Below are 13771 nucleotides of genomic sequence, written 5' to 3'. Positions count from 1 at the left end.
TTCGTGTCTTCTTCCTGGTTTCCGGACGACGGAACCGCTTCGATGGAAGAACCAGAAAAGTCAGCTTGCACGTGGGGGATAGTGAATGCGCACCATCGCCGCACCATTCGACGCGGAAGCCGGCCGATGAGCACCGGCGCCACGCTGTACGAACGTGATGAGGACCTCGCCCGGCTCGGCCGGCTGTTCGACACCGTACGTGCCGGGACGGGCGCCGCAGTCGTGGTTCGAGGCGTGAAGGGGACCGGCAAGACCGCGCTGGTCGAGCACGCGCTGGGAACGTACGGCAAAGGTTTCAAGATCTTGCAGGTGGTGGGCAGCCGCCACGAGCGCGCGGTGCCGTTCGCCGGGCTGCATCTGCTGTCCTGCGCGGTCGGGCCGCAGAGCAGCGACCTCGCCTCCTCCGCCCCGATCCTGCACCAGGTGCTGAACTCGGCCGATCTGCCGCTGGAGATGACCCGCGCCCTGATCGACGAACTGCTGGGCTGGCTCGCCGCCGCGGCGGAGTCCGGCCCGGTCGCCTGCGTGATCGAGAACACCCAGTGGATCGACCTGGCCAGTCTCACCGTGCTGCGCAACGTCGCCGCCCGGCTGACCGGCGAGCCGGTGATCCTGCTGTTCGTGCACCGGGACGGCGGCGCCGCGGCGTCGTTCGAGGGCCTTCCCGCGGTGGTCCCGGCACCGCTCAGTGACGACGCCGCCAAGGACTTCTTGATCACTCGGGCGCTCGCCCCGATGGATCCCCGGGTCAGGGAGCGCCTGGTGGCCGAGGCCCGCGGCAATCCGGGCCTGCTGACCGACTTCACCGCGACGACGCCGTGGGCCTTCGGCGGAGGGTACGACTGCCCCCCGCCACCCAGCTGGACCGGCGAACCGGGCGAACCGTTCCCGGTGCTGGACAACCTGCCGGTCCCGACCCAGCAGCTGCTGACCGTGGCCGCCGCGGACCCCACCGGCAGCCCGGCGGTCCTGACCGCAGCGGCCCGGCACCTCGGCCTGCCCGACGACCTGCTCCGCACGGTGGAGGAGACCGGGTGGCTGACCGTCGACGCGCATGTGAAGTTCCCGAACCCGCACATGCGCCACCACCTCTACCACGCGGCCACGCCGGAATACCGGCAGGCCGTGCACCGGGCGATCTCGGCGGTCATCGACCCGCGGACCGACCCGGACCGGCGGGCGTGGCACCAGGCCTTCGCCGGCGTCGGCCTGGACGAGGATGTCGCCCGGGAGTTCGCCGACGCGGCGCCGCACGCGCGGCAGCGTGGCGGGCTGCCGGCCGAAGCCGTCCTGCTCGAACTCGCGGCCGCACACACCCCGGATCCGGGGTTGCGGCGGGGCCGCCTGCTGGCCGCGGCCGACGCCCATCGGCTCAGCGGGAACCTCGACGCCGCGACCGCGCTCACCGTTGCGGCGCGCACGCACGCCGGGGGCACCGGCAACCCGGTCGCGGCCGACGTCCTGCAGGCACGGATAGCCCTGTCCAAGGGGCACAACCGCGAAGCGCTCAACACGTTCCTGGCTGCCGCCGAGGAGGTGGCGGCCACCGATCCCGCCGAGGCCGTCCGGATCCGGCTGGATGCCTACGCGGTCACCATCCTGCTGGGACGTCTCGCCGACCCGCGGATCGTGACGGAGCTGCGGGCGACGCTCGCCGCGGCATCGGACGGGGACAGCGGAAGTGACCTCGGCGCCCTGAAACAGCTTTCCCGGCAGACCGGCGACGCGTGGGACGAGGACGGGTTCCGGGACGTCACGCGCGACCGGCTGAAGTCGGCACGGCGGGACGGTGCTCTCGGGTCGGTTCCGGTCGTCGCCGCGTACCAGGCCCTCTGGCATCTGCATGCCGGCGAGTTCGAGCAGGCCAAGGAACTCGCCGATGACAGCGACGCGTCGGCCGCTGTCATCGGGGTGCCGCCGCTGTCACACGTCAGTGTGGTCATCGCGGCGTGGCAGGGCCGGCAACGGCATGTCGAACGGCTGATCGCCGAACGACAGCCCGGCGTGGTCGCCCGGGAGGAGGGCTGGTTCCTAACCGGCTTCGACTACGCCCGGACGGTGCTCTTCAACGGGCTGGGCCGGTACGCCGACGCCCTGGAAGCGGGCCGGCTCGCGGCCGAGCTCGACGAGGGCGGCTTCCACGCCTGGCTGCCGGTGGAGGTGGTCGAGGCCGCGGTCCGGGCCGGCCGTCCCGAGGTGGCCGAGCCGTTGACGCGGCGGCTGTCGCAGCGCGCGCAGCTGCGCCCGTCCGCCTGGAGCCGTGGCGTGGCCGCGTTGTGCCTGGCACTGTCCGCGACCGGTGCCGAGGCCGAGGCCCACTACCGGGAGGCGATCGACGAGCTGACGAAGAGCAAGGCCGCGCCGCGGCTGGCGCGGGCGCACCTGCTCTACGGGGAATGGCTGCGCCGGGAGAGGCGTAAGCGTGAGGCCCGCGTCCAGCTGCGTCTGGCGCATTCTCAGCTGACCGCGATCGGGGCGTCCGCCTTCGCCGAACGCGCGGCGCGGGAACTGGCCGCGACGGGAATCAGCCTGCAGCGTGGCGGCGGGCAGCCCGCCCACCAGCTCACCGCCCAGGAGCTTGCGGTGGCCCGGCTGGTCGCCGGCGGCGCCACCAATCGGGAGGTGGCGCAGACGTTGTACCTGAGCCCGCGAACGGTGGAGGCACACCTTCGCAACGTCTTCGCGAAGCTGGGTGTCACATCCCGGCGGGAGATCGCCGAACTCGGTGATCTCACCGGGCCGACGGCCGATCCGGCACTCACCGCGATCGGAGCCTGAGCACGAGCGCAGTCCCCGGGTCGTGGACCCGGGGACTGCGGTGTCTCACTGTGCGGCGGCGGCGAGCAGCCGGTCGCGGGACTCCTCGACCGCGTTCCGGAGCTGCGGCAGGTCGACGTCCAGGACCGTGCCGGCCCACTTACGGACCTGACCGGCGACGAGAACGGTGTCGATGTTGCGGGCGTCGCTGCCCAGCACCACCGTGCCGATCGGGTCGTTGAGCGGCATGTTGTTGAGGTCGTCGGCGCGGATCAGCAGCAGGTCCGCCTGCTTGCCGGGGGTCAGCGAGCCGGTCACCGACTCCAGCCCGTTGGTTCGGGCGCCCTGCAGGGTGGCGAAGTCGAGCACGTCCTGGGTGGTGATCCGGGGCGGGATCCGGTCGGTCCCGTAACCGGCGTTCACCGCCCGCATCCGCTGGATGGACAGCAGGGTGCGCATCTGGATGAACATGTCGCCGGGCAGGGCGACCTCCACGTCGATGCTCAGGCCGGGGCGGATACCGACGGCGAGAGCTTCGTCGACGGCGGGCACCGCGGTCTCCAGGCCGATCTGGGCCTCCGAGACCGGGGCCAGTGACACGGTGGTGCCGGTGTCCCCGATCGCCTTCCACGCCTCACCGGTGAGGCCGGTCGAGTGGATGAGGGTGACGTCGGGGTTGAGCAGACCGTCGCGGGCCCAGCCGAGGATCGCCGCGGAGGACGTGGTGCCGAAGACGGCGTCGATGCTGACACCGACGCCGAGGTCCCGGGCCACCTGTGCCAGTCGCGGCCCGTAGGCCAGGTCCGGACCGGCGATCTCGTCGGTGGCCAGGGTGGCCAGGCGCAGCGTCAGCAACTGGTCCGCCGAGCTGAAGTACTTCTCCTGCAGACGCGTCAGGTCGGCCGGCCACTGCCCGTCCCAGGCACCGAAGTGCGGCCGCATCGAGGCGTGGACACCGCGGATGCCGGTGTCCAGCAGCGCCTGGACGGCACTGTCGGAGTGCGCGGCGGTGCGGGCGTTGTGGGAGAAGTCGAGCAGGCACGTGATGCCGCTGTCGATGGCGCTCAGCGCGGCGAGCCGGGTGCCGAGGTAGACGTCCTGCGGCTGGTACACCGGCGCGTACCGGGCGAGGGTGGACATGACGTACTCGCCGAGGTCGTTGACGTCCGGCATGATCCGCCGCAGGGCCGCCTGCCAGGAATGGCGGTGCGTGTCGACGAAGCCGGGGGACAGGATCGCTCCGGTCGCGTCGACGACGACGGCGTCGTCGGCGGCACCCTGCGAGCGCAGGTCGGGCGCCACCGCGGCGATCCGGGACCCCTCCACCAGCAGGTCGCCGCGGTGCAGGATCCCGATCTGCGGGTCCATCGAGATGATCGTCGCGTTGGTGAACAGGATCCTGCGCTGCGGGTCGTCAGCCTGCCGGCGCAGGTCGGCAAGGGTGGCGAGGCTATCGGTCATGGTGCGTTCCTCCAGGTTCTGACACTGCGGAAAGCGGGGCCGGGCCGGGTGACCGGCGTCGGCTGATCCGACGATCGCAGCCGCGGAGGCCGGCTCGAATCGGCAGTTTTCGCCTAGACAGGCGATGGCCGGTGAAGGGCGTGAACCGGGCGGTGCAGCCGGGGCCCGACCGGCCCGGATAGGCGACTTCACCGATTCGACGGGCGCCCGTGTCGGACAGAGTGGGCGGCTCGGCGACACCGTCGAAAGATCCAGAGGGGGTACGAGTGGACATCGCCGTCGTGGGCCGCGGGGCTCTCGGTTCCACCCTGTCCCGGCTCTGGACGCGGGCCGGCCACCGGCTCACCACGCTCGGCCGCGACGGCGGGGACGTGGCCGGCGCCGACGTGCTGGTCGTCGCCGTGCCGGCGGCCGCGATCACCGGTGTCCTGGCCCGCGTCCACGGCTTTCGTGGTGCCGTGACCGTCGACGCGACGAACCTGCAGGGCCCGCCGCCGGCCGGCCACCCGTCCCTGGCGCACCTGGTGCAGTCGCTGGTCGGCGGCCCGGTCGCGAAGGCGTTCAACACCGACTACGCGTCGCTGTACGACCAGATCGAGCGCCAGGTGATCCGCCCGAGTCACCTGTACGCCGCCGACGCGGCCGCCCGGCCGATCGCGGAGCAGCTGATCCGCGACGTCGGCTTCGCCCCGGTCCTCGTCGGCGACCTCCACCGTGCCGTGCTGCTGGAGCAGCATCTGCGGCTGGTCCGTGCCATCGCGGACAACGGCTACGGACCGTACTTCTCCAAGTACGACGCGCCGGGTGGCCGGTAGCTGTGACGTCGGTCACCGGCGGCGGGTCGAAAATGCTCCTCGGGGGAGCAAATGGACGTGGCGTTGCCAGGATGTGACGTTCTCGACCCACGCCGGCAAGATTTCCGGGAGTTTCAACTCGTAGGCTCGGGCAAATGTTCACCACCGTCGGCGCGCTGACCCGTCTTCCCGAGCCGGCATGACATTCCTCGGACGACACCACGAACGCGCGGTGCTGCGCGAGCTCGTCGAGGGCGCCCGTGGCGCGTCGGGTGACGCCATCCTCGTCACCGGTCCGGCGGGTATCGGCAAGACGGCGCTCGTCGCCGAGACCATCGAAGAGCTGACCGGCGTGCGCGTGCTGCAGACCACCGGCGCCCAGTACGAGATGGAGTTGCCGTTCGCAGCGCTGCAGCAGCTGCTGCAACCGCTGGTCGACGGCATCGAGTCCCTGCCGGAGCCGCAGGCCCGCGCGGTGGCCTCCGCGCTGGGCACGGGCGAGACGGTCGCGCCGGCAACGGTGCTGGTCGCCCTCGGCACCCTGAACCTGCTCACCTGGGCCGCCCGGGAACGTCCGGTGATCTGCGTCGTCGACGACACGCACTGGCTGGACGACGCCTCGTCGCAGGTGCTGGCGTTCGTGGTGCGCCGGTTGAGCGGCGTCGCGGTGTCGGTGATCTTCGTGGCCCGCGAGCCGCTGACCTCCGACGTGCTCAGCGGGGTCACCGTGCTGCGGTTGCGCGGCCTGGAGGACACCGACGCCCGCACCCTGTTGCGCACCGGCCTGCGCGCTCCGCTGGACCCGCGGGTGCGCGACCGCATCCTGGCCGAGGCGCAGGGCAATCCGCTGGCTCTGCTGGAGCTGCCGCGCAGCGCGGATCTGGGTGCGCTGGCGGGGGGCTTCGGTGTCCCCGCGGCCGCCCGGCTGCCCCGCACCCTGGAGGCGGGTTTCCAGGAGCGGCTGGAGCGGCTGCCGGCTGAGGCGCGCCGGTTCCTGCTGGTCGCCTCCGCCGACCCGACGGGCGACCCGGTGGTCGTGTGGCGCGCGGCCCGTCATCTCGGGCTCGACCCGGTGGCGGCGTCGCACGGGGTGGACGCGGGACTGATGCGGACCGAGATCCGGATCCGCTTCCGGCACCCGCTGGTGCGCTCGGCGATCTACGAGTCCGCCACGGTCGACGACCGCCGGGCCGTCCACGACGCGCTGGCTCTGGCGACCGACCCGGTCGTGGACCCGGAACGCCGGGCCTGGCACGCGGCGCAGGCCGCGGCCGGCCCCGACGAGCAGCTCGCGGAGGAACTCGAACGGCTGGCGAGCCGGGCCCGGTCCCGCGGTGGCCTGGCGGCCTCGGGCGCGTTCCTGGAACAGGCCGCGACGCTGACCCCGGACACCGGCTCCCAGGCCCGGCGTCTGGTCGCCGCCGCCCGCGCCCGACAGGAATGCGGGGACTTCGGCCGGGCTCTGCAACTCCTCGCGTCTGCCGAGGCCACCGTGCAGGACCCGATGCTGCTGGCCCAGGCACAGGTGGTCCGCGCCCGGGTCGCCTTCGACCGCGGACGCGACGAGCCGGCCGTGCGCGGGCTCATCGCGGCCGCCAGGGCGATCGGGCCCTTCGACGTGCTGCTCGGCCGGGACGTGCTGTTCGACGCCCTCGCCGCGGTGACGCTCATGGGCCGGTTCGCGACCTGGTCGCTGACCCTCGACCTCGCCGAGGCGGTGCGGGATCTGCCGGTCGACGAGGAGCGGATGCGCCCCCTGGACCGGTTGCTGGAACCCTTGATCGCCTGCATCAGCGGTGGGAAGGCCGACCCGGTCGTGATCCGGCCGATTCTCGACCTCTACCTGGAGTACGGCAGCAAGGACGGTCAGGCGACCCCGGGCGCCGAGAGGTTCGGCATCGGCGAGCTGTGGCTGGCGTGCCAAGCCGCCCTGGACATCTGGGACGACCAGAAGTTCATCGCGTCCTCCCGCCAGCAACTCGAGTATGCCCGCGACAACGGCGCTCTCGCCGGGATGCCGATCGCGCTGACGTATCGGGCGATGAGCTTCATCCACGAGGGACGCTTTACGGAGGCACAGCGGCTCGTCGACGAGGCGTACGCCGTCTCCGCCGAGATCGGAGCGCCGCGGATGGCCTTCATCGACATGTCGATCGCCGCCTATCAGGGCGACCGGCAGCGGGTGCGCGAGCTCACCGAGGAGGCCACGGCCGACGCGACCGCCCGCGGTGAGGGCCGGTTGCTGACCGCTGCGGAACTCGCCACCACCACCTCCCTCAACGGCATGGGGGAGTTCGCGGCAGCGGCCGACGCCTGCCGCACCCCCGTGCACCTGAACGAGCCGGGGTTTCCGCCCTGGCTGATACCGGAGTTCGTCGAGGGCGCCGCCCGCTCCGGCCGGCCGCAGGACGCGATCGAGGTGGTCGAGCACCTGGAACGGGTCGCTGCCGAGATGGACACCGATTGGTGCACCGGCACCGCGCTCTACGTCCGGGCCCTGATCAGTACCGGCGAACAGGCGGACACCGCCTACCGGGAGGGGATCACGCGGCTGGCCCGTACCACCCGCCGCCCCGACCTGGCGCGGGCCCGCCTTTCCTACGGCGAGTGGCTGGCCGGCGAGGACCGCAAGGGCGAGGCCCGTGAGCAGCTGGAAGCCGCGCACGAGATGTTCCTGGCCATGGGCGCCCCGGACTTCGCCGGCCGGGCGAGTCGCGCGTTGCGCGCCGCCACCGGAGTGGTTCGGCGCCCCAACGCCGGAGAGGTCGCGCTGACCGCTGCGGAACAGGCGGTCACCCGGCTCGTCGCCCGCGGCGCCACCAGCAAGGAAGCGGCGGCCGAGCTGTTCATCAGCCCGCGTACGGTCGACGCGCACCTGCGCAGCATCTTCGCCAAGCTCGGGGTGAAGTCGCGCCGCGAACTGCGCGACATGTACCGGGAGACCGCGGACGACCCACGGTGATGCCGGGCGGGCTCAGCCCGCCCGGCAGTCTCAGTCCCCGAGCTGCGGCAGAGTGGCTTTGCCGTTGTCGACGAAGCTGAACGTGGTCCGCACCGGGCCGTCACCGAGTTCCTCGGCGATGAGGCCGTTTTGGGCGGACACCTGCAGGTAAGCCCCACCACTGCTGATGGTGTAGGTGGACCGCCCGGCCGCGTCCTTGGCCCCCTGCTTGCGGATGCTGAAGAGCTGCCCGGAGTCGCCGGCGTCGCAGGCGGCCGCCCGGACCGTGAGCGGGTTGCTGCCGTTGGCGGTGAGCTTCATGCAGGACGCCTCACCGCCGGCCCCCGCGGTCGCCGTCCTGATCAGGTGCTGCCCGCCGGTCGGGGTGAGAACGAACAGCGCACTGCCGTCGCCGTCCGTGGTGATCAGGCGGCCGTCACCGTCCACCGCCACGACCGACCCGGAACTGGGCAGGGGCCGGATGACGACCTGCCGACCCCCGCTCAGGACATCGCCGGAGGAGCCGGTCGCCGGCCGGGCCGGGCTGGTCGACGAAGCGCGCGGGCTCGGCGCCGAGTCCTCGCTGCCCGGCTCGTCGGGCTCGGCCGGCTGCTCGGCCGGTTCCTCGGGCGTCGCCGGCCGGTCCGACGTCACGTCCGGTGCCGGTGCCGGCGCGGTGGTGGCGGCCGGGGCGGCCGCGTCCGGGGTGGTACTGGAGCAGGCCTGCTGAGTCAGCAGCAGGGCGGCGACCATCACTGCGCCGGTGCGTGTGCGAAGCAAAGAGATCCCTTTCAGTGCGGCAAGACGTGGTTCGGTATGCGACCACTCTCGCCAGCCGGTGAGCCTTTGGTATCCGTGGCGGTCGCCTATCCGGGAGAAGTCCCGGCCGCCTACCCCCGGGCGACCAGGTCGCCTGTCCGGGCGCGGTTATAGGCGACGACCACCGATTCCAGCCGGCCGCTGATCTTCGATCGTAGAACCAGCGCCGGCCGGGAGGAGAACGATGATGCGCAGAAGTCATCGCACGCTCGCCGTCGCGGTCGTGGCCGCGACGGTCATGTTTCAGCAGGCATGCTCGCCCGGCGATCCTCGGACGCCGGCTGCCGCTCCCACAGGAGGATCCGTGCTGTTCAAGAACGTCCAGATCCAGGGTCCGGCGGGGAGCCTGGTCACCGATGTCCGGGTGTCGGACGGCCAGGTCACCGGCACGGGCACCGGCACCGGTCCGGACACGGAGGTCATCGACGGGTCCGGCCTCGGGCTGGTCGCCGTGGTGCCGGCAACCGGCAAGGACCGGGGACACCTGGTCGGGCGCGTGGAGCCGGGCATCCCGGCCGACCTGCTCCTGGTCCCGCGGGGCAGCATGCCGAGGCTCGGCACACCGTGGTGGCGGGTCATCGTCGGCCGCACGGATCTCCGTGCGCTGCTGACCCGCGGCCAGGTGGTGATCCGCGACGGCGAGCCGCTCGACCGGCCGGCGAACCCGGACGGCGCCCGGGTCGGCGTGTGGGTGGACCAGAACGACTGGCTGCATCAGGAACTGCTGCCGCAGGGCCGCTACGACGAGACCCGCGGCGGGCGCCGGCACGCCTACACCGGCCGGTACTGGCTTGACGGGGACCGCATCGACTACCTCGACGACTCCGGCTTCTACGCGTTCGGCGAGTTCATCGGTGATCAGTTGTTCCACGCCGAGTTCGTGATGCGCCGGCAAGAGCGCCAGTGACCAGCCAGCAAGGACAGCCTGCCCGCTCACAGCGTCGTGCTGGGCATGGCCTTTTCACCAGGGCGGCAACTGCCGCACCGACACAGAACGGGGTTCAGCGATGAAGATTGCGGTATTGGGAGCGGGCGGCGTCGGCACGGCGCTCGGTTACGGCCTGCTCGACGCCGGGCACGGCGTGGTGTTCGGGGTTCGTGATCCGCAGGGCCGGCAGGGCTTCAGCGCGCCCGTCGCGGAGCTGGCCGAGGCCGTCACCTCGGCCGAGGTCGTCGTCAACACCCTGCCCGGCTCGGTGACGCTCGACGTGCTGGGCCGGATCGGGGCGGGCCCGTTCGGCACCAAGGTGCTGATCGACGTGGCGAACGCCATCACCCCCACCTTCGAGCTGATGTACCCGGGCGACAGCCTGGGCGCGAAACTCCAGGCGCTGCTGCCGCAGGCGAAGGTCGTCAAGACCCTCAACACCGTACCGGCGGCGGTCATGACCAACCCGGGTGCGCTGCCCGAACGCACCTCCGTCTTCCTGTCCGGCGACGACCGCGAAGCCAAGCGGATCACCGGCGGGCTGCTCAGCGACCTCGGCTGGCAGCACGACGACCAGGTCGACCTCGGCAGCATCGCCACCGCGCGGGCCACCGAGCACTACCTGTACCTCTCGCTGGCGATCATGGCGGTCAGCCCGTCCGGCCAGTACAACGTGTCCGTGATCCGCTGACGACTCCGAGGACGTGACGGCATGAGTGTGTCCGGTGATGTCTGGCTCGTAACGGTGCTCGGCATCGTCGGCCTGCTTCTGTTCGACTACTTCTTTCACGTACGGCGTACGCACATCCCGTCCCTCGGCGAGGCAGCACGCTGGACGGCGGTCTACATCGGTATCGCCGTGGCGTTCGGGATCGGTGTCCTGGTCCTCGGCGGCAGCACGGCCGGCGCCGAGTACTTCGCGGGCTATGTCACCGAGAAGGCGCTGTCGGTCGACAACCTGTTCGTCTTCCTGCTGCTGCTCGCCAGTTTCCGGGTGCCGCGGGCCGACCAGCAGAAGGTGCTGCTGTTCGGCATCACGTTCTCGCTGATCGTGCGGACCGGTTTCATCTTCCTGGGCGCCGCGCTGATCAACTCGTTCGCGTGGGTGTTCTACCTGTTCGGCCTCATCCTGCTGGTCACCGCGGGCAATCTGCTGCGAGGGCAGCAGGATGAGGACCGGGCGCCGGACAACATCATGATCCGGCTGGCGCGCCGGGTCCTGCGCACCTCGGAGACCTACGACGGCGACAAACTCGTCACCGTCGTCGACGGCCGCCGGATGCTGACGCCGATGCTGCTCGTGATGGTGGCGATCGGTGGCACCGACATCCTGTTCGCGCTCGACTCGATCCCGGCGATCTTCGGCCTCACCCAGAACACCTACCTGGTGTTCACCGCCACCGCGTTCTCCCTGCTCGGTCTGCGGCAGCTCTACTTCCTGATCGACGGCCTGCTCGACCGGCTGGTCTACCTGTCCTACGGACTCGCCGCGATCCTGGCGTTGATCGGCATCAAACTGATCCTCCACGCCCTGCACGAGAACAACGTGCCGTTCATCAACAACGGGGAGCACGTCGACGCCGCCGAGATCTCGACCGGCCTGTCGCTCTCGCTCATCATCGGCATCCTGCTGGTCACGGTGCTGTTCTCGCTGGTGAGTGCGCGGGGACGGGCACAGACGTACCGGCGGGCGGCGCGACGGCACGCCGGCGAGTACCTCGACATCGAGACCGACCCGGCCTACTGCGACGAGATCTACCACCGGCTCGTCGCGGAGGAGGCGCACATCGACGCGCTGCCGGCCAAGCACCGGGCCCGGGCACGCGCCGACGCGGAGCTGACGGACCTGCTGCGACGGGCCCATGAGCGGCACGCGGAACGGGCGGCGGCCGGTTCCTGCTTCGTCCCGGCCGCCACGACAGCGGGTCACCGCCCTCGGTGAGCTGACCATCCGTACGCCAGATCGCGGGAGATGACGCATGCACCGGAAAGTCACCACGCTGGCCCTCGCCGCCCTGCTGCTCGCCGGTTGCGCGGTGCGGGAACAGGAGACCACCACCGCATCCGGCGACCTGGCATCCGCGCTGCCCGACCCGGCCGGACCTGTCGCGTACACCGGCCCGGACCTGATCGGCCGCACCACCGGCGATTGGGACGTCACCGTCGTCAGCGACGACCTGGTCTACCCCTGGGAGGTCCGGCTCGCCGGGGAGAACCTGGTCGTCACCGAACTCGACGGCACGATAGCGATGATCGGTGCGGGGGGACGCCTCACTCGTCACCGCGTCGGAACGTCCGACCCGGTCGTCCGCGACGGGGGCAGCGGGCTGATGGGTCTCGCCCTCGCCCGCGACTTCGCCGACAGCGGTACGGCCTACGTCTACTACACCCACGCCACGGATTCCGGACTCACCAACCGGATCGCCGAACTGGCCTTCGACGGCGACAACTGGACCGAACGGCGGGTCCTGCTCGACGGCATCCCGGGACACCAGTTCTACAACGGCGGGCGTCTCGCCGTCGGCCCCGACGGGCACCTCTACGCCACCACCGGCTGGGTCGAGGACGACAGCGTGTCCCAGGACCGCGGCAGCCTCGCCGGAAAGATCCTGCGGCTGCGCACCGACGGCAGCATTCCCCCTGACAACCCCGACCCGGACTCGTACGTCTACTCGTCCGGGCACCGGAACCCGCAGGGCCTCGCCTGGGACGCCGAGGGCCGGCTGTGGTCCGCCGAGCACGGCCAGTCCGGGAACGATGAGATCAACCAGATCGTCGCCGGCGGCAACTACGGATGGCCGCTGATCGAGGGGGACGAAGGACGCGACGGCATGCGGGCACCGCACCTGCACTCCGGCACCAACGCCTGGGCGCCGTCGGGCATGGCCTTCGCCGGCGACGACCTGCTCCTCACGGCGCTGGGCGATCAGACCCTCTACGTTCTGAACGGCAGCGACCGTACGCTCGAACCCGTCTTCAGTTCCGGCGAGCGCGCCCGCGCCGTGCTGCCTTACCGCGACGGCGTCTACGTGACCTCCACCAACACCTCGCCGCGTGCCGCCGGCCAGTCCGGCGAAGCGGACCGTCTTCTGTGGATCCGCCCACGGAGCTGAACCGGATGCAACCTTTCCGTCCGGCGCGGGCGTCTTGATCCCGTCAGAGCGGCCGGTCGGATCACGGCTGCTCATACTTCGGAAGGACACCATGCGTTTCTCTGCAATGCGTACGGTCGTGGCGGCTGCCGCCCTGGGTCTGGTGGCGGCGATGATGCCGGCCGGCACGGCGCAGGCCGTCAACGGCGGCAACTCGGCGGCCCAGGGCGAGTTCCCGTTCATGGTCCGGCTGCTGCCGACCGGATGTGGCGGCACGCTGATCAGCCCGCAGGTCGTGCTGACCGCCGGGCACTGCGTCGACCCGGAAACCGCCGAAAGCCTCACCGTGGTCGTCGGCACCGTGGACCAGCAGGACAGTGACGCCGCCACCCGCGTGAGCGTCGTCGACAGCTACACCGCGGCCGGCCTGTTCTGGTGGGAGTCGGACTGGGGGCTGCTGAAACTGGCCGAGCCGGTGAACCTGCCCGTGGTCGCCCTGGCCGGCGAGTCGTCCCAGGACTACACGGAGCTGACGGCCATCGGGTGGGGACGGTCACAGGAGGACCAGGAGCAGCAGCGGTTCCTGCAGCGGGCGGAGATCTCCTTCATGAACGACACCGCCTGCACCGAACTGGAAGGTGGCCTCGAGGGGATGTACCACCCCGACCGGCACCTGTGCACCTTCGCCGACCAGGGCAAAGGCATCTGCGGCGGCGACTCCGGCGGGCCCGCGCTGAACCAGCTCACCGACAGCACGTGGGAGCAGGTCGGCATCGTCAGTTTCGGCGGTGACTGCGATCCCGAGTACAACGACCGGCGCAACATCTTCACCGAGGTGGCAGCCTTCGCCGACGACATCCGGGCGGCAGAGGCGACCCTGCTGGGTCGCGCTTCCTAGGCCTCAGCGGATCCCCTCCCGCCACGCTCACCGCAGAGCGAGCACCGCCGCGACGATCATGACATCGGTGACGATCGTCGC

Annotated in this window: 9 protein-coding genes and 1 pseudogene; 8 read left to right on the top strand and 2 right to left on the bottom strand. The window is 71.2% G+C overall.

The window, feature by feature from the left end:
- Window positions 1-126 precede the first annotated feature (126 nt).
- Window positions 127-2778 (top strand): AAA family ATPase, encoded by a 2652-nt coding sequence (locus LPA41_RS04650; RefSeq protein WP_229068568.1) that lies wholly within the window; start codon window positions 127-129, stop codon window positions 2776-2778.
- A gap of 45 nt (window positions 2779-2823) precedes the next feature.
- Here the strand turns inward: LPA41_RS04650 and LPA41_RS04645 are convergent, their stop codons facing one another.
- Complete coding sequence (locus LPA41_RS04645; RefSeq protein WP_229068566.1) at window positions 2824-4218, bottom strand: amidohydrolase family protein; 1395 nt, start codon at window positions 4216-4218, stop codon at window positions 2824-2826.
- A gap of 266 nt (window positions 4219-4484) precedes the next feature.
- On the opposite strand from LPA41_RS04645, the gene LPA41_RS04640 reads away from it, so the two are divergent.
- Window positions 4485-5033: a hypothetical protein gene (locus LPA41_RS04640; RefSeq protein ID WP_229068564.1), complete on the top strand. Its 549-nt coding sequence runs from the start codon at window positions 4485-4487 to the stop codon at window positions 5031-5033.
- A 178-nt stretch (window positions 5034-5211) separates the two neighbouring features.
- Entirely contained in the window at window positions 5212-7974 is a 2763-nt protein-coding gene (locus LPA41_RS04635; protein ID WP_229068562.1) for an AAA family ATPase, read from the top strand.
- A gap of 30 nt (window positions 7975-8004) precedes the next feature.
- On the opposite strand, the gene LPA41_RS04630 is transcribed toward LPA41_RS04635, so the two are convergent.
- Window positions 8005-8733, bottom strand: a complete 729-nt coding sequence (locus tag LPA41_RS04630; protein WP_229068560.1) for a hypothetical protein — start codon at window positions 8731-8733, stop codon at window positions 8005-8007.
- Between the two features lie 343 nt (window positions 8734-9076).
- Between LPA41_RS04630 and LPA41_RS04625 the strand changes: the two genes are divergently transcribed.
- The 5 genes and pseudogenes from LPA41_RS04625 to LPA41_RS04605 all read left to right on the top strand — a co-directional run bounded on the left by LPA41_RS04625 (window position 9077) and on the right by LPA41_RS04605 (window position 13690).
- Window positions 9077-9679: an Atu4866 domain-containing protein gene (locus tag LPA41_RS04625; RefSeq protein WP_229068558.1), complete on the top strand. Its 603-nt coding sequence runs from the start codon at window positions 9077-9079 to the stop codon at window positions 9677-9679.
- 100 nt (window positions 9680-9779) lie between these two features.
- Window positions 9780-10391 carry an NADPH-dependent F420 reductase gene (locus tag LPA41_RS04620; protein ID WP_229068556.1) on the top strand — a complete coding sequence of 204 codons (612 nt, stop codon included), beginning with the start codon at window positions 9780-9782 and terminating at the stop codon, window positions 10389-10391.
- A 21-nt stretch (window positions 10392-10412) separates the two neighbouring features.
- Window positions 10413-11393 (top strand): annotated as a pseudogene (locus LPA41_RS04615) (TerC family protein); the annotation flags it as partial.
- A 286-nt stretch (window positions 11394-11679) separates the two neighbouring features.
- Entirely contained in the window at window positions 11680-12813 is a 1134-nt protein-coding gene (locus tag LPA41_RS04610; RefSeq protein WP_229068552.1) for a sorbosone dehydrogenase family protein, read from the top strand.
- Window positions 12814-12904: 91 nt separating this feature from the next.
- The gene (locus LPA41_RS04605) at window positions 12905-13690 is read left to right on the top strand and encodes a trypsin-like serine protease (RefSeq protein ID WP_229068550.1); all 786 of its coding nucleotides are present in this window, start codon (window positions 12905-12907) and stop codon (window positions 13688-13690) included.
- Window positions 13691-13771 lie beyond the last annotated feature (81 nt).

It is taken from the genome of Actinoplanes sp. DH11, assembly GCF_020873875.1.
In the GTDB taxonomy this organism is placed as follows: domain Bacteria; phylum Actinomycetota; class Actinomycetes; order Mycobacteriales; family Micromonosporaceae; genus Actinoplanes.
This window is presented reverse-complemented; position numbering and strand designations above follow the sequence as displayed.